The sequence below is a fragment of the Pseudomonas lutea genome, assembly GCF_000759445.1.
GTDB lineage: Bacteria > Pseudomonadota > Gammaproteobacteria > Pseudomonadales > Pseudomonadaceae > Aquipseudomonas > Aquipseudomonas lutea.
Genome location: NZ_JRMB01000002.1, coordinates 1,180,402 through 1,202,868 on the forward strand (window position 1 = coordinate 1,180,402; position 22,467 = coordinate 1,202,868).

General features: G+C 59.8%; 18 protein-coding genes. 7 read left to right on the forward strand and 11 right to left on the reverse strand.

All coding sequences use genetic code 11. From position 1 onward, the window contains the following. The first annotated feature begins 39 nt into the window (after positions 1-39). Positions 40-612, forward strand: a complete 573-nt coding sequence (locus tag LT42_RS17540; RefSeq protein WP_037015651.1) for a HupE/UreJ family protein — start codon at positions 40-42, stop codon at positions 610-612. 274 nt (positions 613-886) lie between these two features. Next, positions 887-2,023 carry an AGE family epimerase/isomerase gene (locus LT42_RS17545; protein ID WP_037015653.1) on the forward strand — a complete coding sequence of 379 codons (1,137 nt, stop codon included), beginning with the start codon at positions 887-889 and terminating at the stop codon, positions 2,021-2,023. A 329-nt stretch (positions 2,024-2,352) separates the two neighbouring features. Here LT42_RS17545 and LT42_RS17550 read toward each other — a convergent pair whose 3' ends face one another. From LT42_RS17550 to amaB, 8 genes are all read right to left on the reverse strand, one after another. Beyond that, a complete protein-coding gene (locus LT42_RS17550; RefSeq protein ID WP_037015656.1) occupies positions 2,353-3,123 on the reverse strand; it encodes an SDR family oxidoreductase in 771 nt (256 codons plus the stop codon). Between the two features lie 771 nt (positions 3,124-3,894). Continuing rightward, positions 3,895-4,611 (reverse strand): ABC transporter ATP-binding protein, encoded by a 717-nt coding sequence (locus tag LT42_RS17555; RefSeq protein WP_037015659.1) that lies wholly within the window; start codon positions 4,609-4,611, stop codon positions 3,895-3,897. Further along, positions 4,608-5,483: an ABC transporter ATP-binding protein gene (locus LT42_RS17560; protein ID WP_037015662.1), complete on the reverse strand. Its 876-nt coding sequence runs from the start codon at positions 5,481-5,483 to the stop codon at positions 4,608-4,610. Before LT42_RS17560 ends, LT42_RS17555 begins: the two co-directional genes overlap by 4 nt. Further along, on the reverse strand, positions 5,483-6,778 hold the full coding sequence (gene livM, locus LT42_RS17565; RefSeq protein WP_037015665.1) for a high-affinity branched-chain amino acid ABC transporter permease LivM: 1,296 nt from the start codon (positions 6,776-6,778) through the stop codon (positions 5,483-5,485). The genes LT42_RS17560 and livM overlap by 1 nt, the downstream gene beginning before the upstream one ends. Before the next feature lie 2 nt (positions 6,779-6,780). After that, positions 6,781-7,695 (reverse strand): ABC transporter permease subunit, encoded by a 915-nt coding sequence (locus LT42_RS17570; RefSeq protein ID WP_037015668.1) that lies wholly within the window; start codon positions 7,693-7,695, stop codon positions 6,781-6,783. A gap of 184 nt (positions 7,696-7,879) precedes the next feature. Then, complete coding sequence (locus LT42_RS17575) at positions 7,880-9,016, reverse strand: ABC transporter substrate-binding protein (RefSeq protein ID WP_037015671.1); 1,137 nt, start codon at positions 9,014-9,016, stop codon at positions 7,880-7,882. 357 nt (positions 9,017-9,373) lie between these two features. After that, the gene (gene amaA / locus LT42_RS17580) at positions 9,374-10,657 is read right to left on the reverse strand and encodes an L-pipecolate oxidase (RefSeq protein WP_037015673.1); all 1,284 of its coding nucleotides are present in this window, start codon (positions 10,655-10,657) and stop codon (positions 9,374-9,376) included. 160 nt (positions 10,658-10,817) lie between these two features. Beyond that, positions 10,818-12,308: an L-piperidine-6-carboxylate dehydrogenase gene (gene amaB, locus LT42_RS17585; protein WP_037015676.1), complete on the reverse strand. Its 1,491-nt coding sequence runs from the start codon at positions 12,306-12,308 to the stop codon at positions 10,818-10,820. Between the two features lie 156 nt (positions 12,309-12,464). On the opposite strand from amaB, the gene LT42_RS17590 reads away from it, so the two are divergent. The 4 genes from LT42_RS17590 to LT42_RS17605 all read left to right on the forward strand — a co-directional run bounded on the left by LT42_RS17590 (position 12,465) and on the right by LT42_RS17605 (position 17,740). Continuing rightward, positions 12,465-13,370: a LysR family transcriptional regulator gene (locus LT42_RS17590; protein WP_037017494.1), complete on the forward strand. Its 906-nt coding sequence runs from the start codon at positions 12,465-12,467 to the stop codon at positions 13,368-13,370. A 1,024-nt stretch (positions 13,371-14,394) separates the two neighbouring features. Continuing rightward, the gene (pncB, locus tag LT42_RS17595) at positions 14,395-15,594 is read left to right on the forward strand and encodes a nicotinate phosphoribosyltransferase (protein ID WP_037017496.1); all 1,200 of its coding nucleotides are present in this window, start codon (positions 14,395-14,397) and stop codon (positions 15,592-15,594) included. A gap of 60 nt (positions 15,595-15,654) precedes the next feature. After that, positions 15,655-16,482 carry an ammonia-dependent NAD(+) synthetase gene (nadE, locus tag LT42_RS17600; RefSeq protein ID WP_037015678.1) on the forward strand — a complete coding sequence of 276 codons (828 nt, stop codon included), beginning with the start codon at positions 15,655-15,657 and terminating at the stop codon, positions 16,480-16,482. Between the two features lie 232 nt (positions 16,483-16,714). Further along, positions 16,715-17,740 carry a DUF1338 domain-containing protein gene (locus tag LT42_RS17605; protein WP_037015680.1) on the forward strand — a complete coding sequence of 342 codons (1,026 nt, stop codon included), beginning with the start codon at positions 16,715-16,717 and terminating at the stop codon, positions 17,738-17,740. A gap of 3 nt (positions 17,741-17,743) precedes the next feature. On the opposite strand, the gene azu is transcribed toward LT42_RS17605, so the two are convergent. Next, entirely contained in the window at positions 17,744-18,190 is a 447-nt protein-coding gene (gene azu, locus LT42_RS17610) for an azurin (RefSeq protein WP_037015682.1), read from the reverse strand. Positions 18,191-18,613: 423 nt separating this feature from the next. Between azu and LT42_RS17615 the strand changes: the two genes are divergently transcribed. Continuing rightward, positions 18,614-18,826 carry a hypothetical protein gene (locus LT42_RS17615; protein ID WP_037015685.1) on the forward strand — a complete coding sequence of 71 codons (213 nt, stop codon included), beginning with the start codon at positions 18,614-18,616 and terminating at the stop codon, positions 18,824-18,826. 135 nt (positions 18,827-18,961) lie between these two features. Here the strand turns inward: LT42_RS17615 and LT42_RS17620 are convergent, their stop codons facing one another. Both LT42_RS17620 and LT42_RS17625 read right to left on the reverse strand, forming a co-directional pair. Then, complete coding sequence (locus LT42_RS17620) at positions 18,962-19,882, reverse strand: transglutaminase family protein (protein ID WP_037015687.1); 921 nt, start codon at positions 19,880-19,882, stop codon at positions 18,962-18,964. Beyond that, positions 19,882-22,383 carry a circularly permuted type 2 ATP-grasp protein gene (locus LT42_RS17625; protein ID WP_037015690.1) on the reverse strand — a complete coding sequence of 834 codons (2,502 nt, stop codon included), beginning with the start codon at positions 22,381-22,383 and terminating at the stop codon, positions 19,882-19,884. Before LT42_RS17625 ends, LT42_RS17620 begins: the two co-directional genes overlap by 1 nt. Positions 22,384-22,467 lie beyond the last annotated feature (84 nt).

The window sequence follows — 22,467 nt, forward strand, 5'->3', positions numbered from 1 at the left end:
CCAAGCGGCTAACCCCCAAGTGAAGCAAGGAATTCATTCATGAACTGCAAAAAAATACTCAGCGCGCTGGCACTGCTGATCGTTCCGGCATTGGCTTTTGCTCACCCTGGCCATGATGAAAGCGGTCTGGTGGCGGGCATCAGCCATCCACTGGGCGGTGTCGATCACTTGCTGGCGATGATTGCCGTCGGTCTTTGGGCAGCCCAGCAGAAAGGCGCGGCGCGTTGGGCACTGCCTTGCACGTTTGTCGGCACCATGCTGATTGGCGGACTGCTCGGTTTTGAAGGCCTGGCGTTGCCCGCGCTGGAAAGCGGTATCGCAGCGTCGGTGTTTGCGCTGGGGCTGGCGGTCGCGCTGGCCGTGCGTCCGCCCTTGTTTGTGGCAGTGACGGCGACCGCGCTGTTTGCGATGTTCCATGGCGTCGCGCATGGCCTGGAGCTGCCTGAAATGTCCAGCCCTTGGGGTTACGCACTTGGTTTTGTCGGCGCGACGGCCGCACTGCATGCGGCAGGTTATGCCGTGGTGCGCTTCCTGCCGGCAGCCGCCGCCCCCGTTGTGCGCGTCGCTGGCGCTCTGGCTGCAGCGACAGGCGTCTGGTTGTTCGCGGGCTGAATGATGCTGCGATAAAACCACATCGCGGATATATGTCTTCCGACAGGACGATTGTGGGAGCGAGCTTGCTCGCGAAGAGGTCCGAACATCCGCTAGTCTTCAGCGGTTGAAATGCCGTCTTCGCGAGCAAGCTCGCTCCTACAGGGATCGCGTTTTTCGTTGAACGGCAGGCATTTCCGACCGGGTTCGGCGGGGATCGATCGATCCCCGCTGCGCTGCCCACCCCCCGCCTGCTACCATGTCGCGCAATTTGAGCCTGCCGTGACGCCATCCAATGCCTGACGCTTCCCTCTCCACTGCCAAGTCCGAGCTGTACGCCATGTTCACCGAGGTGCAGCAGCACTTTATGCGGGTGGTCGTGCCGTTGTGGCAGGGGCCTGGGTGGAACGCCGAGTTGGCGCTGCCCTACGAGGCAGTCGATGCGCAGCATCGTCCACTGCCACCGCAGCGCTACCGGGCCATGGCATGTGCGCGCCAGCTGTTTCTCTTCTCCAGCCTGATCGGCCATCCCGACGCACCTGACGCCGCCACCCGCGCTGCCGCACTGTTTCGGTCGCTGCAGCAGCATTTTCATGATGCCGAGCATGGCGGCTGGTTTTACAGCATTGATCCCCACGGCGCGCCACTGGACCGTCGCAAAGACCTCTACACCCACGCCTTCATCGTATTTGCGTGCGCGCATTACTGGGGCAACGTCCGGGAGCCGCTGGTGGAGTCGGTACTGAATGCCGCACTCAGCGTCGTTGCCGAACGCTTCGCCGACGGCGACGGGCTGTACGAATCCATGCTCGCCGAGAACTGGGCTTCGCTGCAGGCGGGGCCATTGCAAAACCCGTTGATGCATCTGGCTGAGGCCTTTCTCGGCACGCTCGCCGTGCGTGAGGATGCTGACACGCTGGCGGCGCTCGACGGCTTGGTTGAAGCCATGCAGCGGCGTTTTGTCGATGTCGAACACGGCGTCATGCTGGAGAAGCCGCTGGACGCTGTGGATAACTGGTCCGAGCCGGGTCACCAGTTCGAGTGGTTCTATTTGCTGGGTTCCAGCGAACATTTGCGCAGCACGCCGCTGTACCGTTCGCTGGAGACCGCCTTCGCCCACGCCGAGGCTCAGGGCGTCGATCAAACGACGGGCGCTGTAGCGGCGACGCTGGAAGTGGATGGTTCGGTCAAAGACGGCACCCAGCGGATCTGGGCGCAGGCTGAGTACTTGCGTGCTTTGACCTTGAGGTCTGATAGCGAACTGCTGCTCGCGCGCCAGTTGAAAGCGTTGCAGGAGCAATTTCTGCACCCCACTGGCTGGAACGAATGCCTCGATAGCCAAGGCCAGGTCAGCCGCAGCGACATGCCGTCCACGACGCCGTATCACCTGGCGACGTGCTACATGGGGTTGGCCGAGTATTTCAGCGGCTAAACGGCTTCAAGCGCGGGACGGCCCTCGTCTGTAGGAGCCGGCTTGCTGGCGAAGGCGGTGGGTCATTGAAAATCTGGCCGCTGCTGAAGCCCGCTCGCCAGCAAGCCGGCTCCTACAGATCGGCGTCTTAGCATCGGTAATCGTTAAGATCGTTCCCACGCTCCGCGTGGGAACGCAGCCCGGGACGCTCCGCGTCCAGCCGGCAACCGCCGACCGGCAACCGCCAACCAGCAACTGGCAACTGGCAACGCAGAGCGTCGATCAGCGCATTCCCACATAGAGCGTGGGAACGATCAAGCAACGGTCAAGCGACGGTCAAGTGGAGCTGATTACTTTTCGCCACGGCTACGGTCGATCGAAAAGCCCGCCCACGTCTGGCTGACGGGCATCAGTTCCAGGCTGTTAACGTTGACGTGCGCAGGCGTGTTCATGATCCAGAAAATGGTGTCGGCAATGTCCTGAGGCTGAACGGGCTCTGCGCCTGCGTAGGTCGCGTCGTACTTGGCCTGATCGCCGCCGAAACGTACCAGCGAGAACTCGCTCTCACAAAGACCCGGCTCAAGGTTGGTCACTCGCACGCCGGTGCCGACCAAGTCATTGCGCAGGTTCAGCGAGAACTGCCCGACGAATGCTTTAGTGCCGCCATACACGTTCCCGCCCGGGTAAGGATAATTCCCCGCCACAGAGCCGAGGTTGACGATGCTTGCACCGCGTCCATAAGCGATCAGGCGAGAAAGCAGCACACGCGTGGTGTAAACCAGCCCTTTGATATTGGTATCGATCATGGTGTCCCAATCGTCCAGATCGCACTTGGGTGCAGGATCGATGCCCAGCGCCAGGCCCGCGTTGTTGATCAGGCCACGAATTTTGGCGAACTCGGCCGGCAGGCTGTCCACCGCGCTCTCCACGGCCGCGCGATCACGCACGTCGAGCGTCAGGGTGTGAACCTTGGTCTGCTTCGACAATTCGGCGCTCAGCGCCTGCAAGCGGTCTTCACGGCGCCCAGTCAATACCAGCGACCAACCCGCCTCGGCAAAGCGACGGGCGCAGGCTTCGCCAAACCCGGAGGTGGCCCCGGTAATGAATACGGTAGAGGTCATTTTTTTCTCCTGATCAACGATGCGGGCTTTTCAAGCCAAAACGGAAAGTCACGCACACTGTGATGCGTGTGGGAAAGTTCTGAAGAATGCCCGCGCAGACGGGGCAGTATCAAGCGTCATCACCCACATCGTCGTACAACTTCCCAGCTGTATAAAAAACAACCAAGTTCTTCAAAGCCTTGTTCTGCTTGGCCTGCGGGTAGTTTTGCCCACCTTATCCACAGTCAGGCTCACAATCTCTGGGGGCAACTTAAATTCGTGAGGGTCCCGGCATACGGGGGCTGTGGCGCATCATTGGGCGTTTTTTACTTGACCACGCAAGGGCTATCTGCTCTTGCGCGCTTGCGAAATCTGGGTGTCTGGACAGGAATGTGCGCCCGAAGCCAGAGATTGCGCTATCTACGGCACTCTTTCCAACGGTTGCACACAGAGTTATCCACAGGCCGCCGCTATGCAAAGCCTGTATAAAAAACCAGCTGCAAAAGCGTTGACAAGTGCCTCTGAAATACCGGCCGAAACTGCTGATCAATATTTGATCAAACCCTTGGAACGCCCGAAAACAAAGGCCTGCAGGCACCTACCACCAACTTATTCACAGTCACCTCCACAGTAAAACTGAACAAGTCAAAAGCGTGACAAAACAGCGATTTGCAGCGGCTATATGTCGCGTTTTCACGCAGGCTCAAAATTGTTTTCCACAATTCGGAACAGCCACAAAAAAGCCCCGGAAGTTATCCAACCGGGGCTTGTTATAACTGCAACGCTCGGTGCTCAGTGACCGCCGAGATAGGCGTTTCTGACCTCCTCATTACTGAGCAATTCCTTACCCGTCCCGGTCAGACGAATCTCCCCGTTGACCATCACATAAGCACGATCCGACAACCTCAAGGCGTGGTTCGCGTTCTGTTCGACCAAAAAGATGGTCATCCCGGTCTGCGCCAACTCGCGCAGCGTTGCGAAAATCTGTTTGACGATGATCGGAGCCAGGCCAAGGCTCGGCTCGTCCAGCAACAGCAGCTTGGGACGGCTCATCAGCGCGCGCGCAATGGCGAGCATCTGCTGCTCGCCGCCGGACATGGTCATCGCCCGCTGATTGCGCCGTTCCTTGAGCCGGGGAAACATTTCAAACATGCGCTGCATGTCTTCGCCGGCGTGTTTGTCACCGATGGGGATGGTGCCCATCATCAGATTTTCTTCCACCGACATGTCCGGGAACACGCGGCGTCCCTCGGGCGACTGGGCAATGCCGTTGGACGCAATGTAATGCGACGACTTGTGCGTGATGTCAGTGCCTTGGTAAATGATCTGCCCGCTCGCAGCGCGCGGCTGGCCGAAGATCGACATCAGCAGCGTCGATTTACCCGCCCCGTTGGAACCGATCAGGCTGACCGTTTCGCCCTCATCAATGTGCATCGATACTTTCTTCAAGGCCTGAATCGGCCCGTAGTACACATCGATCTCTTTCAATTCGAGGATCGGCTTGCTCATACCAACTCCTCTTCATCAGCACCCAGATACGCCGCGATGACCTTCGGATCGTTGCGGATCTGCTCTGGTTTGCCCCTGGCAATCACATTGCCGTGGTCGAGCACGACGATGTCATCGGAAATGCCCATCACCATGCCCATGTCGTGTTCGATCAGCACAATGGTCATGTCGTGGTCGTCACGCAGATGGCGAATCATGCCGCTGAGCGCCTCGGTTTCCTGAGGATTAAGCCCTGCGGCAGGTTCGTCCAGGCAGATGACCTGCGGTCGTGTGCACATGGCGCGGGCGATTTCCAGGCGGCGCTGCTGGCCGTAGGAAAGCTCACCGGCAAGACGGTTGGCGCAATCCACCAGGTCCACCACTTCGAGCCAGTAGAACGCCGTGTTCATAGCGTCTTCCTCGGCCTTGCGGTAGGCCTTGGTGTTGAGGATGCCCGCCAGCATGTTGCGATTGACCCACATGTGTTGTGCGACCAGCAGGTTCTCGACGACAGACATTTCCTTGAACAGCCGAATGTTCTGGAACGTCCGCGCTAGCCCCGCCCGGTTAACCAAGTGCGTGCCACCGAACATCTTGTATAACAGCCGGCTGCCGAATCGCTTAGGCGAGGCGAAGTCGGTAGCCCGGAACTGCTCGCCGAGCAACTGGATGACGTTGGTTTTCTTCCCCCGCGCGTTCAGCTCGATGCGCCCGCCGGTGGCTTTATAGAAGCCGGTCAGGCAGTTGAACACGGTAGTCTTGCCGGCGCCGTTCGGGCCGATCAGGGCGAAGATCGAGTTGCGTCGCACCTGCAGGCTCACGTCGCTGAGGGCCTTGATGCCGCCGAAATGCATCATCAGGTTTTCGACGGACAGAACGATTTCGTCGCTCATTACGCGCCCTCCACTTTGGCCAGCACGCCTTTGCGTGGCTGCACGCCGGTGCGGCTGATACGGATCAAGCCACGCGGACGCCAGATCATCATCAGCACCATCAGGATGCCGAACAGCAGCACGCGGTATTCAGCGAAGCTGCGCAGCAATTCCGGCGCGACCGTCAGCACAAAGGCCGCGATGACCACACCGACCGTGGAGCCCATGCCGCCGAGAACAACGATGGCGAGAATAAGCGCCGACTCGAAGAAGGTGAACGATGTCGGGTTGACGAAGCCTTGATAACTGGCGAAGAACACGCCGGCCAGCCCCGCCGTCGAGGCGCCGATGGTGAACGCCGAAAGCTTGACCAGCACATGGTTCAGGCCCATCGAGCGGCAGGCGATTTCGTCCTCACGCAGCGCTTCCCATGCACGGCCCACTGGCATGCGGGTCAGGCGGTGCTTGACGTACAGCACTGCCAGCACGACCAAAAACAGCACGGTGTAAATGAAGATGAATTTCAGATCCGGGTTGTATTCGAAGCCGAAGTACTCATGGATAGGGATACCGCCGTCTTTGGCGCGGCGTCCGAATTCCAGCCCGAAGAAGGTCGGCGCAGGCACAGGCACACCATTCGGCCCACCGGTGAACGACAGCCAGTTGTTGAGCACCAGCCGGATAATCTCGCCGAAGCCAAGGGTCACGATCGCCAGATAGTCCCCATGCATGCGCAGGACCGGGAAGCCCAGAATGCAACCGGCCAGCGCCGCCGCGATCGCCGCCAATGGCAGCGCCGACCAGAACCCGAGGCCCAGATACTGGTAGCCGAGCGCCAGGCCGTATGCGCCAATCGCGTAAAAGGCCACGTAGCCCAGGTCCAGCAGCCCGGCCAAGCCGACTACGATGTTGAGCCCCAGGCCCAGCAGCACGTAGATCAGGCCAAGGATCACCACCGTCAGCACATACTTGTCGGCAAAAACGGGGAAGATCACCGCGATCAGAATCATCAGCGGAATGATGAAGCGCAGGCGCGTTTTGTAACCCGGTGGCAGCACGTGCACACCAGAGCCCGAGCTCTCAAAGCTCTGCGCAATGGCAACCCCTTTTGGCGTCTGCAAAAACAGGCTCATGAAGAAGCGGCCGACGACGACCACACCAACCAACACCGCAACGCGGGTGGGCTGCAGATTAAAACCGTAGCCGTCCAGCACGATGCCGACGATCGGGCCGAATACGATCAGCGCCAGCAGCCCGGCGATCACCGCGTCGATCAGGCTTTGTTTGATATCGATGGGTTTAGTAGGTGCAGACATGGTTATACCTTCGCCACGAGTGGGCGACCCAGCAGGCCTTGGGGACGAAAGATCAGAATGACTACCAGCAGGCCGAAACTGAACACGTCTTTGTAGTCGGAGTTGATCAGACCGGAAAATTGCGACTCGGCAACGCCCAGGATCAGCCCGCCGAGCATCGCGCCCGGCAGCGAGCCGATGCCGCCCAATACCGCTGCGGTAAAGGCCTTGATGCCGATGACGAATCCGGCGAAGAAGTCGAACGTGCCGTAGTTCATGGTAATCAGCACGCCAGCCAGTGCCGCCATGGCCGCACCGATGACGAACACGTAGGAAATGACCCGGTCGGTGTTGATGCCCAGGATCGAAGCCATTTTGCGATCCTGCTGCGTGGCGCGGCACATGCGGCCCAGCTTGGTGTACTTGATGATGTAGGTCAGCACGCCCATGCCAACAAAGGCGGCGATCAGGATGAAAATCTTGGTGTAGGTAATTTGTACGAAGCCGCTGCCGACATCAAAGCGCATGGCGCCTTCAAGCAGGGTCGGTACGCCTTGCTGACGCGGGCCCTGCGCGATCTGCGCGTAGTTTTGCAGGATCAACGATATGCCGATGGCACTGATCAGCGGTGCCAGTCGGGTCGAGTTGCGCAGCGGTTTGTAAGCGACTCGCTCAATGACGAAGCCGTACACGCCGGTCACCACAATGGTGAAGATCAGTGTGCCGAGAATCAGGAAAGGGAATGACTCGACGCCGAAAAACGACAGCACGGCCAAGCCGATGGCTGCCAGGTAAGCGGAGATCATGTACACGTCGCCGTGGGCGAAGTTGATCATGCCGATGATGCCGTACACCATCGTGTAACCGATGGCGATCAGGCCGTAGACCGAGCCCAGTGTCAGGCCGTTGACCATTTGCTGCAGGAAAATACCATCCATCACGCACGCTCACGAACTTGAAAGGCCAATCCGGCGCGCGGCAACCAGTCCCTCGTGAGGAGTGGGGAAGCGCCCGGGTGGCAACAGAAGAAATCCGGCGCTGCCGTCAGACAGCGCCGATTACCGGATCAGTCTGCTTCCCGGCTCACCCCCGGAAAACAGCCAATCCGACTAAGTGCGCAACTTACTTCTGCTTTTCAAGCTGGTGGTATTTGCCGTCCTTGTCCCACTGGTAAACCACGTAGTCAGAGACTTTCAGGTCGCCCTTGGTGTCCCAGGCTTTCTCGCCCATGACGGTCTTCACAGGATGGGCCTTGAGGAACTTGGCAGCGTCTTCGCCTTTGTTCGACTTGGCGCCGTTGAAGCCTGCGGCCAGCGCCTGAACCGATGCGTAGGCATAGAGGGTGTAGCCTTCCGGCTCGTAACCCGACTTGCGGAACTGCTCAACCACAGCCTTGCTGTCTGGCAGCATGCGCGGGTCGGCGCCGAAGGTCATGTAGACGCCATCAACGTATTGCGCGCCGCCAGCGGTGGTCACCAGCTCGTCGGTGACAACGCCGTCATCGGACATGAACTTGACGTCTTTCAGACCCTGCTCGCGCAGTTGGCGAACCAGTGGGCCGGCTTCCGGGTGCAGCCCGCCAAAGTAGACGACGTCAGCGCCGGTGCTGCGGATCTTGGTGACCAGGGCGCTGAAGTCTTTCTCGCCACGGGTCAGGCCTTCTTCCAGGACGGGCTTCACGCCGCGTGCAGTCAGCTGCTTGGCAGTCGCGTCGGCCAGGCCTTTGCCGTAGGTGTCCTTGTCGTTGATAACGGCTACTTTCTTGGCCTTCAGCACGTCAACGATATAGTCACCGGCAACGATGCCTTGCTGGTCATCACGGCCGCACATGCGGAACATTGCGCTCAGGCCGCGCTCGGTAACGGTTGGGTTGGTGGAGCCCGGAGTGATCGCGATGATGCCGGCCTCGTCATAGACTTCCGATGCCGGGATGGTGGACGAAGAACAGAAGTGGCCGACTACGCCGGCGACTTTGTCGGACGCGGCCTTGTTGGCCACGGCAACGGCCTGCTTGGGTTCGCAGGCATCGTCATAGGCAGTCAGCACGATTTTGTCACCGTTGACGCCGCCCGCGGCGTTGATCGCATCGGCTGCCGCTTGCGCACCCTTCATGTACTGCTCGCCAAATGAGGCGTTGGCGCCGGTCATAGGGCCTGCAACGCCGATCTTGATGTCGGCTGCCTGTGCAAATGAAGCCGCACCCATGGCAGTAGCCACTGCCAATGCCAGAAAGCCTTTCCTGTAGAACGTCTGCGACATGAGTTGGTGCTCCTAGGTTTTTTAATTAGCACTGCGACCACGCTGCTGCTGCGAGCAAGTGGCGTGCCATCGGTTTTTTATTCTGAGAAAAGTCGTTGTTTTGTTGTTATCCGACTGATTTCTGCCCTTTTTGTCAGGGCGTGCAACCGTCTAAACCGCGCAAGGTGCAACCCTGCGACTTCGAAAGAGCAACCCTCCAGTGACGAGCGCGCAACCGCGCATTTCCGACCTGTACAACCCTGTTGTTACAGCGTGCGTCACCGAACTGCACACTGCGGGTGCGCTCGCGCTACGGGACGCACCATTTAAGGGTAGAGGATAGGAGGAAAAGCGTTGTTTTGTGACACAAATTTCTGCTCAGATCACGATTCTGAGGCACTGGCCCGCATGGTATAGCGAAAAGCCAGCCTCGTACAAAGAGCTGCGCAATCCGACGCCCGCCAATGGCTGCATACGTGAGAAGGGAATCGGGAGGACACCCGCATCGCCGCTGCACAGGTAATCGGCAAAGGCCTTGCCGACTACGGTTCCGGTGGTATTGCCGCGCCCGTTGTACCCCGTTACTGCGACCAGTCCTGGTGCAGGCTCGAACATTCGCAGGAGGTGATCGGGCGTGAAGGCAATACAGCCGGTCCACGTGCATTCCCAGTCCACAGGCTTGAGGTAGGGGAAATAGTGCTGCTGAACACGATCGGCCCATGCTTTGAGAAACCAGCCGGGCTTTTGATTGCCGTTGCCAAGACTGCCCAGCAACAGGCGGCCATCAGCATCGCGACGAATGCTGCTGAGCACCTGACGCGTGTCCCAGGAGCCCTGCCCGCCCGGCAGAATCTGCTGCGCGGCCTCTTCAGTCAGCGGCGCCGAAGCCACTTGGTAGTAGTAGCCCGGAAAGAAGCTGCGGCGCAGCTCCGTCCATTCGCCCTCGGTGTAGGCGTTGGACGCAATGACGGTTTGCTCGGCAAGCACCGCGCCGTTTTCAGTGATCACGCACCACCGCGCGCCCTGTCGCTCAAGACGTTTGACCGGTGAGTGATCGAAGCGCTGACCGCCCAGTTGGGTGACGGCGGCAGCCAGCCCGCTGGTGTAGGCCATGGGATTGATCGTGCCGGCGCGATGGTCGAGTAATGCGGAGGTGATTTCGGTGGTGCCGGTCGCTTCCTGACAGGCCTTGCCGGTGAGCAACTCCACCGGAGCGCCGCGCCGCTTCCATTGTTCTTCACGGCTGCGCAGGTCCAGCTCGCCCTTGGCGTTGTGGGCCATGTGCAGCGTGCCTTTGCGCGTTGCCTGGCAGTCGATGCCGTATTTCTCGATCAGGCTGAAGACCAGGGACGGCGCATTGCCCAGCATTGTGTTGAGCTGGCTGCCGACTTTCTCGCCGAACCCGGCTTCAATTTCGTCAGGCGGAATCCACAAACCCGCATTGACCAACCCTACGTTCCGGCCGGACCCGCCCTGCCCCGTGCGATGGGCTTCGACGACAGCAACGGTCTTGCCCTGCTCAAGCAGATGAATGGCCGCCGATAAACCCGTGATGCCAGCGCCGATGACGCACACATCAACAGTCACTTCCCCGCGCAACGTGGGCGCTTCCGGCCTCTGCGGCGTCAGCGTTTCCCACAGACATTCTTCGCGTAACGGCATCGCAAAACCTCGGAGAGAGACAACGATGATATTCAGTGGTGTTTGTAAAGACCACTTCGCGAGCAAGCTCACTCCCACATGACTTGCGCAAATATGTGGGAGCGAGCTTGGTCGCGAATGAAGTCAACGCGGTGCGATGACTACACTCCGTCTCTGCTAATCAATCAAACGTAATCCCCTGGGCCAGCGGCAGCTCGCGGGAGTAGTTAACGGTGGCCGTCTGGCGGCGCATGTAGCCTTTCCACGAATCCGACCCGGATTCACGCCCCCCGCCGGTTTCCTTCTCGCCACCAAACGCGCCGCCAATCTCTGCACCACTCGGGCCAATGTTGACGTTGGCAATGCCGCAATCGCTGCCCAATGCCGAGATGAACTGCTCCGCCTCGCGCACGTCCGTGGTAAAGATGCAAGAAGACAGGCCCTGCGGCACGTCATTGTTCAGCTTTACCGCCTCGCTGAAATCGTCGTAACCGACCACGTACAAAATCGGTGCGAAGGTCTCGCTGCGTACTACGTCGCTCTGTTCCGGCATCTCGACGATGGCGGGCGAGACGTAATAGGCATCGGGAAATTTATCTTCCAACTGACGCTTGCCGCCAAACACCTTGCCGCCTTCGCTCAACGCCTGCTCCAGGGCTTCCTGCATGTTTTCGTAGCTCTGCCGGTCGATCAGCGGGCCAACCAGGTTGCCTTCCAGCGGATGACCGATGCGCACTTTGGCGTACGCCGCTTTCAGACGCTCGACGAACTCGGCCTTCACCGACGTGTGAGCAATCAATCGGCGCAGGGTGGTGCAGCGTTGCCCGGCCGTGCCGACGGCGCTGAACAGCACCGCGCGCACTGCCAGGTCCAGGTCGGCGCTTGGGGTAAGGATCATCGCGTTGTTGCCACCCAGCTCCAGAATGCTGCGGGCGAAACGTGCCGCGAGTTTTGGCGCCACTTCGCGGCCCATGCGCGTGCTGCCAGTCGCGCTGATCAACGCCACGCGAGGGTCATCAACCAATGCCTCGCCGGCTTCGCGGCCGCCGACAATGCACTGCGTGAGGTAAGCCGGAGCGTCGGAGAATTGCGCTGCGACTTTATCGAACAGCGCTTGGCACGCCAGCGCAGTCAGTGGCGTCTTTTCCGACGGTTTCCAGATCACTGAGTTACCGCAAACCAACGCCAACGCGGTGTTCCACGACCAGACCGCCACCGGGAAGTTGAACGCGCTGATGACACCGACAACCCCCAGCGGATGCCAGGTTTCACGCATGTGGTGGCCAGGGCGCTCGGAGGCGATAGTCAGGCCGTACATCTGACGTGACAACCCGACCGCAAAGTCGCAGATGTCGATCATTTCCTGCACTTCACCCAGCCCCTCCTGAGTGATCTTGCCCGCTTCCCAGGACACCAGCTCACCAAGGTCTGTTTTGTGCGTGCGCAGCGCTTCGCCAAACAACCGGATCAGCTCGCCGCGACGGGGCGCAGGCACTTTGCGCCACGCTTCGAATGCATGGTCGGCACGGGTGATGCGCTGTTCGACTTCGGCGGCGCCTTCCCAGCTCACCGAAGCGACCTGACTCCCGTCAATTGGCGTATGAACAGGCTTGTCGCCCTGCTGATAAAGCGCGGCATCGACACCGAGTCGGGTAAGCAGATCGTTGAGCATGGTTTCTCCTGAGACGGATCGTAGGTGCGAAAGCGGAATGTCAGGCTTTGGCAATTTTGTCAGCCTGTAGTAATAGCTGGCACACGGCACTGCAACAAACGACGATTAAGCGAGATATCATTCCGTTTTTTCATGCTGACGCTGAACGAGCCGAATATGTTGAATAAACGCCATCTCCCGTCGGTCACTGCGCTGCAATGTTTTGAGGCGGTCACACGCCATTTGAGTTTTACCCGCGCGGCCGAGGAGTTGAACCTCACGCAAAGCGCCGTGAGCAAGCAAGTCGCGCAGCTGGAAGAATTGGTGCAACACCTGTTGTTTCGCAGGGTTCGTCGGCGCCTGCAGCTAACCCCTGCCGGCGCGCTCTATCTGGCTGAGGTGCGCAAAGTCCTGATGCAGATGGAGATGTCGACGCACTTCCTGCGTTCCTACGGCGGCGAGACTGAAGTCCTGCGCGTGTCGACGCCTTCGACTTTTGGCGCACGCTGGCTGGTTCCGCGCCTGAAGGGCTGGCGCTTGCGTCATCCCCACATTCATCTGGACTTGGTCAACGAGCAGGAGAGCGACGACCTGGCACAGAGTCGCTGCGATGTGTCGTTCTATTTCGGCGGTGGTGCTCGGCCTGGCGCCGAGAGCGTAAAGCTGTTCAATGAAGAGCTGATCACCGTCTGCGCTCCGGCCAGTATCCCCGAACGGCCGTTCACCGATCCGACACAGCTGAGCGACTTGGTCCTGCTGCAAAATGCGCATCGCCCACAAGCCTGGCACGACTGGTTTGAAAGCCAGGGTTATCAGACCGAACACAGCTACCATGGCCCGCGCTTCGAAACGATCTATATGTGCATCCGTGCCGCGCAGGTGGGTTGCGGGGTTGCGCTGTTGCCCCGGTTCCTGGTGGAAGAAGAACTGGCGGACGGCAAGCTGGCGATGCCGTGGCCCCATGCCCTGCCCAGCCAGGATGCGTATTACCTCGCCTACCCCGAACACGCTGCCGAAGTGCCGAAGATCCGGGTATTCGTCGAATGGATGCTTGAGCAAATCGACGCGCCCACCCCGCAGTGAAAACATCCCCGGCTGAAGCCACAGTCACGGTTTCAGCCCGGCACACTGGATCCCACAATCAGGGTTTCAGCCACCCCCACTGGATACACCAGTTGCTTTAAGTGGGACCGGCTTCAGCCGGGAAGCGGCCGGTTTGCGCACCCTCAAATCTGCGGTGTGACCACCGACGCCTTCCCGGCTGAAGCCGGTCCCACAGTCAGGGTTTCCGCTAGCCCACTGGATACACGCAGTGCTTTAAGTAGGACCGGCTTCAGCCGGGAAGGGGCCGGTTTGCGCACCCTCAAATCTGCGGTGTGACCACCGACGCCTTCCCGGCTGAAGCCGGTCCTACAGTCAGGGTTTCAGCCACCCCCACTGATACACGCAGTGCTTTAAGTGGGACCGGCTTCAGCCGGGAAGCGGCCGGTTAGCGCACCCTCAAATCTGCGGTGTGACCACCGACGCCTTCCCGGCTGAAGCCGGTCCTACAGTCAGGGTTTCAGCCACCCCCACTGATACACGCAGTGCTTTAAGTGGGACCGGCTTCAGCCGGGAAGCGGCCGGTTAGCGCACCCTCAAATCTGCGGTGTGACCACCGACGCCTTCCCGGCTGAAGCCGGTCCCACAGTCAGGGTTTCCGCTAGCCCACTGGATACACGCAGTGCTTTAAGTAGGACCGGCTTCAGCCGGGAAGGGGCCGGTTTGCGCACCCTCAAATCTGCGGTGTGACCACCGACGCCTTCCCGGCTGAAGCCGGTCCCACAATTGGTGCTCGTGCCATTTCCACTCAATTGGTGCTCATGCCATCCCACACAATGGGTGCTTAGGCCAGTCCCCACAACTGGCCTTCCAACCAGCGCGACCAGGTGCAGGCAGTCAGTCGCTGAAACATTTCTGCCCCTCCCGCACGACGACTGGCATTATGTCGGCCATCGTCAATAACAAACCGGACGTACCGCCACAGCGCTACCGCAAGGTTGTATGCGACACCCAATTGAATCTCCCCGGCCGCACCCTGGCGGCCGCTGCTGGCTGGAGCGACACAATGAGCGAGAGCGCTTTCGCGGATCGCATCGTGCAGAACCTGCTCGATACCGACCTCTATAAGCTGAGCATGATGCAGGCCGTACTGCACAACTACCCCAACGTTGAAGTGGAGTGGGAGTTTCGCTGCCGCAACGGTGAGGACCTGCGCCCCTATCTGGCCGAAATCCGTCATCAGATCGAGCAACTGTGCGAGCTGTCGCTGAGCATCGAGGAGACCGGTTTCCTCGAACGCATCAACTTCATGAAACCCGATTTCCTGCGTTTCCTCGGTCTGTTTCGCTTCAACCTGCGCTACGTCCAGACCACCATCGAAAACGATGAGCTGTGCATTCGCCTCTCCGGCCCGTGGCTGCATGTGATCCTGTTTGAAGTGCCTGTGCTGGCCATCGTCAGCGAGGTTCGTAACCGTCATCGCAACCCCGAGACCCTGCTGAGTCAGGCGCGCGATCAGTTGTACCGCAAATTCGACTGGCTGACCGCCACCGCCAACGCCGATGAATTGGCCGAATTGAAAGTGGCCGACTTCGGCACTCGCCGGCGCTTTTCCTTTGCGGTGCAGGAAGACGTCGTTGCAGTGCTTAAAAAAGACTTCCCCGGCCAGTTCGTTGGCACCAGCAACGTCCATCTGGCACGCAAATTCGACCTCAAGCCGCTCGGTACCATGGCCCATGAGTGGATCATGGCGCATCAACAGCTCGGCCCGCGACTGATCGACAGCCAGATTGCCGCCCTTGACTGCTGGGTCCGTGAGTACCGCGGACTGCTGGGTATCGCGCTGACAGACTGCATCACAACCGACGCTTTTCTGAATGACTTCGATCTGTTTTTCGCCAAGCTTTTCGATGGCCTGCGCCACGACTCGGGCGACCCTGTGCAGTGGGCCGAGAAATGCATCCGCCACTACCAGAAGCTGGGCATTGATCCGATGAGCAAGACCCTGGTGTTTTCCGATGGGCTGAATCTGCCGAAAGCGTTGGAAATATTCCGTGCATTGCGTGGTCGCATCAATGTCAGCTTCGGCATTGGCACCAACCTGACTGCGGATATTCCTGGCATAAAACCCATGAGCATTGTGCTCAAAATGACCGCATGCGCCGGCCAGCCCGTTGCCAAGATTTCGGACGAGCCCGGGAAGACGCAGTGCAAGGACCCTGAATTTGTGTCCTACCTGCGCCACGTCTTTAAAGTGCCAGCGTGAGTCGAACACCGACAGCCGCCCTATTTTCATGCCATTCCTTTTTTGCTCAAGGAGTCAATCATGCAAGACGTACAGCGCGAGATCGCCCGGCAGCTCAATGTCCAGCCACCTTTCGCCAACGATGAAGCGCTGCAGGCCGAAGTCAGTCGCCGCGTACAGTTCATCAAGGAGCGCCTGCAGGAAGCTCGCCTGAAGGTCCTCGTGCTGGGCATCAGCGGCGGCGTCGATTCACTGACCGCAGGCCTGATGGCCCAACGTGCGATCCGTGAGTTGCGTGAAGCCACGGGTGACGATGCCTATAAGTTCATCGCCGTGCGCCTGCCGTATCACATCCAGCAAGACGAGCACGAAGCTACCGCGTCGGTGGATTTCATCAATGCAGACGAGCGCCATACGGTGGACATCGCGCCTTCGGTCAGGGCGCTGGTTGAGCAAATCAAGGCCTTTGAAGGCCAGCCCGCTGCAACGGTCGATTTCGTCAAGGGCAACATCAAGGCCCGTGCGCGCATGGTCGCGCAATACGCCATCGCCGGTGTGAAGGGTGGTCTGGTGATCGGCACCGATCATGCTGCCGAAGCAGTCATGGGCTTCTACACCAAGTTCGGCGACGGCGCGTGCGACCTGGCGCCGTTGAGTGGACTGGTAAAACATCAGGTGCGAGCCATCGCGCGCAGCTTCGGAGCGCCGCAGAACCTGGTGGAGAAAGTCCCCACTGCCGACTTGGAGGAGCTCACCCCAGGCAAGCCGGACGAAGCATCCCACGGCATCACTTACGCTGAGATCGATGCGTTCCTGCACGGCGAAACCGTGAAGCCGGAGACCGCCGAGATCATTGTCAACACTTACCGTAAAACCCAGCACAAACGGGATCTGCCTTACGCACCATAACCGTCCCGTAGCGGCAATCCATGCGTCTACGGTGTGAAGCCATCCCCCCGAGCACGCAGATGCTGCAGGAGCGCCACTTCGGTCGCTCCTACAGCCATTCCCGCGATCTGCGACACAGGCTAAACGCCGCTGTATTCACAAACGGAATGAACCCGTTCGTTCTTTTCGCTTGATGCTCTTCGCCATCACGGCTTACATAGTGCTCTGACTTCTTTGCTCAGAGCCGCTATCCATGACTGCTTTCAAAGGCCTCTTCGATCTCGTTGCGTCCACCGTCGGCCAGCCCGCTGCAGCGTGGCTCGAACTCCGCGTTGAGGTGCCTCAGGCATTGGCCGGGTTTTCCTGGTCCGACGAGGCTATCCACCGGGCATGGCTCGCCGAAGCACTGAACCTGTGTCTGTTTCACAAGTTGGTGCAGGCCGTCCCGGACGGACTTCGCTACGTTGATGAGCAATTTGAAGGGGGGCGCAAAGTGGTCTTCGACCATGGCGCCATCCGCACCGTCGACTGGGCAGACAACGGCGAATTGCCGCGGGGGCGCCAGGCGTTTTCGCGACTGCTGGAGCCCCTGGGTTTCACCGACGTGCGCACTTATCCGCTAACCAGGCTGAACATGACCGGTTGGGGATACCGCCAGATGGACCTGCCTGAAGACATCGCGCAGTTCTTCGTTTCCGAGCTTCACCCTGGTCGCCTTAGCCAGGGCTTTCAAGACGCGGTCAGCCGCGTGGTAGGTTCAAGCCGAGATCCGCTGAGTCCCGAGCATCTGAGTATCCTCGCTCGCCTGCGTAACACCCGACATTGCAGCATGGCCGAAGCCACCCGGTTATTACCGGCGCTGTATCGCGCATTTGGCCGTCAACATGGCACCGTTCGAGAAGACGACTACCGTCAGTTGCTCAGGGAAAGTGCCGAGATGGCGTGGATTGCCACCGAGGGGAATAGCTTCAATCACCTGACCGATCGAGTCGTGGACCTGGAAGCAACCGTAGCGGAGCAAAACCGCCGCGAGCGCCCGATGAAGGACACCATTGAGGTGTCTGGTTCCGGGAGAGTGATGCAAACCGCTTATAAAGCCTGCGCGGTGGAGCGTGGGCTGATCAACGCCGAGGGCGTCGTGGCCGTACACAAGGTGCCGGGCTCGTTCGTCGAGTTCATCCAGCGCAAGATCGACCCTGACAACGGCAAGATCGACCTCAACTTTGACAGCAGCAACGCCCAGGGCATCTTCAAGATGACCGACTCGACGCGGGCCTGAAGGTCACTTCAGCGTGACAGTGCCTTTCATCATGCCGATGTGGCCCGGAAACGAGCAGAAGAAACCGTATTTCTCGGCCGGGTCCAGCTTGGATACGTCGAACGTGACCGAATCCGTTTCGCCGCCGCCGATCACCTTGGTGTGGGCAATCACGCGGGCATCACCGTCCTTTAGATAACTCTTATCAAGACCGACGCTCATGCCGTCAGTTGCGATCTGCGACATGTCATCGTATTTGCTGATGACCAGGTTATGACCCATGACGGCCTTCGGCAGGCTGCCCGAATGCTTCAGGTTAACGGTGAACTGCTTGCAGCTTTTGTCGATTTCGATGGCTTTGGTGGTGAAGGTCATCTGATCGGTTGAATCGACATCGACCGAACACTCGGCCGCCAGCAGGTGGCCGCTGGCCAAAGTCAGAACTGATATTGCGACAAGCTTGCGAATCATCGTGCGTCTCCTGGTGGGGCAGCCCTGGAGTTCGTCTCCGAAGACTGTCCTGAAATAAAACGATTTAACCACGCTATTGCCGAATCTGCCCGGAAGGCCCTATCAGGGCCATCAAGACAATCAAACAGTCAGCGCTACTTTCGCTGCATAAGATCGCCCTGTCATTCATCTTCAGGACGATCCCATGCAACTCTCCAGTATTTTCCGCAGTTTGCTCGCCGCTTACGCCTGTGGCGCTTCAGGTAATTACGACCGTGCGAGCCAGGATTACAGCGCTTACCCGCGCGCCATTTGCAATCGCTGAAACCCTCTGTGGCTGGAGACTGAGGCTGATCGGGGCCCGTCAAAGGAAAAATACCACGCCGGGTTTGCGTCATTCTCAGGCAGAATGGGCTGACTTATCGTCTGCCTCGAGGACTGCCCATGGCCAAACCCAACTATTCCTTCGCCAAACGCCAACGCGATCTGGCAAAAGAGCAAAAGAAAGAGGAGAAAGCACAGCGCAAGCAGGCCGAAAAAGCTGAGGCACTGGCTGGAGAAGGTGAAGTCGTCGAAGGCGAGAGCACTGAAGGCTCTACTGAGGGCCACGCCCCTGCCGACGTCAATGGCTCTGCCGAAGAAAAACCCGCTGAGTGATCCCCCCTCAGATGGCCGCGGAACCCTGCTGGCCATGGCTAAATATTAAACGTCGCATAAGCGCTTGCCCGCGATGCATTACTGAACCCCGCGCCTGTGCGTCGTCAGTAATACTTTTCGAGGGCAACCGCGCTCCTAGACTGCACGCTGCGCTTCAACCTCCGGCTCAACCGGCATCACTGTTACCCTGACTTCCGGGTCGTGGCTCCCGCCGCCCAGAATGACCCCGCGCAATGGCGACACGTCAGAGAAATCCCGCCCCCATGCCAGACTGATGTGCTCAAGCGCAGGTTGAACATTGTTGGTCGGGTCGAAATCAACCCAGCCCATTCGTGGACAAAACACCGATACCCATGCGTGAGACGCGTCGGCGCCGATCAGCCGTGGCTGGCCAGGTGGCGGCTGGGTGAGCAAGTACCCGCTGACATAACGCGCCGCCAAGCCCCGAGACCGCAGGCAAGCCAGCATCAAATGGGCGAAGTCCTGGCAAACACCCCGACGCGTTTCCAGCACCTCCACCAATGGCGTTGCTACCTGCGTGGCCTCGCCATCGAAGGTGAATTCTCCGAATATCTTCTCCATCAAGGCTTGCGCGCATTGCAGCAATGGCCGCCCTGCGGGAAAACAGCTGGCAGAGAACTCGATGAATGTCTGTTTCAGGTGAACGTAAGGCGACTCGAAACGGTAGCGGCAGGCATCGAGGATGGCAGGTGCCATTTTCGACGCGCTGTAGCTCAAGGCATGGCGCGCTTCATCCCAGGCAGCCGACGCATTGAAATCCATCTTTGGACGCTCCAGTACCTCGACAAGCAAGCGCGCGTTGACCTGCAGTTCGTCGTGAGGACGTTCGAAGGCCAGCCGCGTCAGTGGATTGCCAAACACGTCCAGTTCGTCGCGACGCGTCGTCGGGGTTGGGCTGATGTCCAGTTGCTGCGCCAGGCAGCGTAACCAGGGGCTGCGCCGTGGCCACAAATGGGCAAGCTGCTGCGCCAGAGAAACCGGGCTGTCGTATTTGTAGTGTGTGTCGTGAAGTATTTGGTAGCGAGCGCTGTTCATCAGACCGACACCGTACGTTGACTGACATCATCCACATGAGCGAAGTGGCGCAGCGCGAGCCGGTCAGACACCTGGCCGCTGGTCTCGCCAATCGTCTGCAGCAGATCCGCCAGCCCGTGCAGCGCAGCCTTCACGCTACTTTCTCCAAACAGCCCTTCCTCGATACACCCCAGATCAAAAGCCGTCAGACGCTGGATCAGCCCTGTAAGGCTGCTGTCATGCGGCACACCAAAATCCTCATTCAAGCGTTTCACAGAGCGAGCCACCAGCTTGAGCTGGAATAACACCGCATGAGGGTTCTGATCATCCAGCACCAGCAGGTCGAGCACCGGGGTCAGTTGCGGCAATGCCAGGTAGCGCGAGCGGTAGGTGATGCCGCTGTTGCCCAGTTCGAGCAGGCCGTCGAGCGCATCCTGATGAAACACCGTCTCGCTGCGCAGAAACGCCGCCAGCGTCGTGCAGAGAAACTGCAAGCGCTCGATACGCCGCCCGATCATCAGGAAACGCCAGCCTTCGTCCCGGGTCATGTCATCGAGCGCAAAACCGGACAACGCTGCCAGCGACATCACCAGACGGTTGAGAAAGTCCAACAGCTCACCGAAATCGGGTGTCTTGGTCTCCAGGCTCATTGCTTCACGCTGCAGCTCTACCAGCGCCTGCCAGTTCTCTCGAGACAACTTGCCGCGCACCTGCGACGCTGCCCACTGCAAGCGCTGCAGATTGGAGCGCAGGCTGAACGGCCAGTCCTCGCCCAACAAGGCCTCAAGCAAACGCTCATGCAGTTCGCGGGGCTCGTCCTCATCCTGTAACGGCAGAAGATTCAAACGCTCGGCCAGCTCGACCGCCGCTTGCAGCGCCACCGGATCATCGCCGTCAACGTAGCGGGCCAGCATGATCCGCAGCAGGCGGGCACTGTCATCGCTGCGCTCGCAATAACGCCCAAACCAGAACAGGTTTTCCACAACGCGCGACGGCAGATACGGGTCGCGGCGAACCAGGTCATGTACGCCGAGCGAGTGACGATGTTTCCATGCCTCACTGCCGAGCGGACGTTCGCCAAGGATCCAGGTGTCCTTGCTCGCGCCGCCGCGTTGCATCGAGACCACGTCGGCATCAGCGTCGGCGGCGACCCGAGTCAGCCCACCGGGCAGAACCCGATAGCCCTCGGCCGTGGCCACTGCGTACACGCGCATGCCGATGGCCCGGGGCTGCAACTGATGCTCCTCGCCCTGCCAGACCGGCGCGTGGGACAACTGAGCCAGCTCCTGGGCGACGTAGGCATAAGGACGAGCCTGCATGCGCGCGGCCAGCGCCTGGCGTTCTTGGCTGTCGAGATCGCGACCGAACACCGGCGCAAAGCTCTGCGACGGGAAGGCAGGCTTGATCAGCAATTCCGGCAATTTCTCCAGCGCTTGAGCCAGCACCGGTGGCTCTCCGCACCACCACGTAGCGATGGACGGCAACAGCAGTTCTTCACCAAATAAGCGTTCATTGATTTTGGGCAAAAAGCCGAGCAATCCCGGCGATTCCAGTACGCCGCTGCCCAACGCGTTAGCCACCAGCACGCGGCCCTGCCGTACCGCTTGCAGCAGGCCAGGCACCCCAAGGGCCGAATCGGTGCGCAATTCGAGCGGATCGCAGAAGTCGTCGTCCACCCGGCGCATGATCGCGTGAACACGGCGCAACCCGCTGAGGGTCTTCAGGTAAACGGTGGCATCGCGTACGGTCAGATCATTGCCCTCAACCAGCGGATAGCCAAGCTGACCGGCAAGGTAAAGATGCTCGAAATAGCTCTCGTTGAAACGTCCTGGTGTCAGCATCACCACCAACGGTGCTTCCTGGCCGGCCGGGGCCTGTCGCGCCAGGGTTTGCTGCAACGAGCGAAAGAAATTCGACAGATGCTGGACTTCCAGGTCACGGTACAACTCAGGAAACGCCCGTGACACGCTCAACCGGTTTTCCAGCGCATAACCGGCACCCGACGGCGCCTGGGTTCGGTCCGCAGTGACCCACCAGCGGCCATCGGGCGTGCGCGCCAGATCCACCGCGTAGACATGCAGAAAGGTCCCTTCGGGCGGCGTCACACCCTGACATGGCCAAAGAAAATTGTTGTGACCGAACACCAGTTCTGCCGGTAGCAGACCCTCAGCGATAAGCGCTTGCGGGCCATACAGATCAGCCAGCACTGCGTTGAGCAAACGGGCTCGCTGGGCAATGCCGGCTGCCAAGGGTTGCCACTCTTCCAGCGGAATGACGTGGGGCAGCATGTCCAGCTCCCAGGGCCGATCAGCACCCTTGGGGTCCGCGTAGACGTTATAGGTGACGCCGTTTTCCTGAATCTGCCGGGCGAGCAGCGCCTGCCGCTGGATCAGCTGCGCGGGCGTGCTGCGTTGAAGGTGCTCATACACGCGCCGCCAGTGCGGCCGAATGGCGCCGCTGGCATCAAGCATTTCGTGATAGGTACCCGGTGTAAGCGGATAGTGGTCAAGCAGGTCAGGCATGGAAAGCTCGGCAGACAGCAAAGGGACTCGAATCAACAGCGCTTAGACTAGCGCAGACAACATGACACGCCGGTGCGCTTTCCA

Bases quoted from the DNA above. Each gene is read 5' to 3' on its own strand.
- LT42_RS17575 (WP_037015671.1), bottom strand. From the start codon at position 9,016: ATGTCGCAGACGTTCTACAGGAAAGGCTTTCTGGCATTGGCAGTGGCT.
- LT42_RS17590 (WP_037017494.1), top strand. From the start codon at position 12,465: ATGTTGAATAAACGCCATCTCCCGTCGGTCACTGCGCTGCAATGTTTT.
- LT42_RS17625 (WP_037015690.1), bottom strand. From the start codon at position 22,383: ATGCCTGACCTGCTTGACCACTATCCGCTTACACCGGGTACCTATCAC.
- LT42_RS17560 (WP_037015662.1), bottom strand. From the start codon at position 5,483: ATGAGCGACGAAATCGTTCTGTCCGTCGAAAACCTGATGATGCATTTC.
- pncB (WP_037017496.1), top strand. From the start codon at position 14,395: ATGAGCGAGAGCGCTTTCGCGGATCGCATCGTGCAGAACCTGCTCGAT.
- LT42_RS17605 (WP_037015680.1), top strand. From the start codon at position 16,715: ATGACTGCTTTCAAAGGCCTCTTCGATCTCGTTGCGTCCACCGTCGGC.
- amaA (WP_037015673.1), bottom strand. From the start codon at position 10,657: ATGCCGTTACGCGAAGAATGTCTGTGGGAAACGCTGACGCCGCAGAGG.
- LT42_RS17555 (WP_037015659.1), bottom strand. From the start codon at position 4,611: ATGAGCAAGCCGATCCTCGAATTGAAAGAGATCGATGTGTACTACGGG.
- azu (WP_037015682.1), bottom strand. From the start codon at position 18,190: ATGATTCGCAAGCTTGTCGCAATATCAGTTCTGACTTTGGCCAGCGGC.
- nadE (WP_037015678.1), top strand. From the start codon at position 15,655: ATGCAAGACGTACAGCGCGAGATCGCCCGGCAGCTCAATGTCCAGCCA.
- LT42_RS17620 (WP_037015687.1), bottom strand. From the start codon at position 19,882: ATGAACAGCGCTCGCTACCAAATACTTCACGACACACACTACAAATAC.
- LT42_RS17545 (WP_037015653.1), top strand. From the start codon at position 887: ATGCCTGACGCTTCCCTCTCCACTGCCAAGTCCGAGCTGTACGCCATG.
- LT42_RS17570 (WP_037015668.1), bottom strand. From the start codon at position 7,695: ATGGATGGTATTTTCCTGCAGCAAATGGTCAACGGCCTGACACTGGGC.
- LT42_RS17615 (WP_037015685.1), top strand. From the start codon at position 18,614: ATGGCCAAACCCAACTATTCCTTCGCCAAACGCCAACGCGATCTGGCA.
- LT42_RS17540 (WP_037015651.1), top strand. From the start codon at position 40: ATGAACTGCAAAAAAATACTCAGCGCGCTGGCACTGCTGATCGTTCCG.
- LT42_RS17550 (WP_037015656.1), bottom strand. From the start codon at position 3,123: ATGACCTCTACCGTATTCATTACCGGGGCCACCTCCGGGTTTGGCGAA.
- livM (WP_037015665.1), bottom strand. From the start codon at position 6,778: ATGTCTGCACCTACTAAACCCATCGATATCAAACAAAGCCTGATCGAC.
- amaB (WP_037015676.1), bottom strand. From the start codon at position 12,308: ATGCTCAACGATCTGCTTACCCGACTCGGTGTCGATGCCGCGCTTTAT.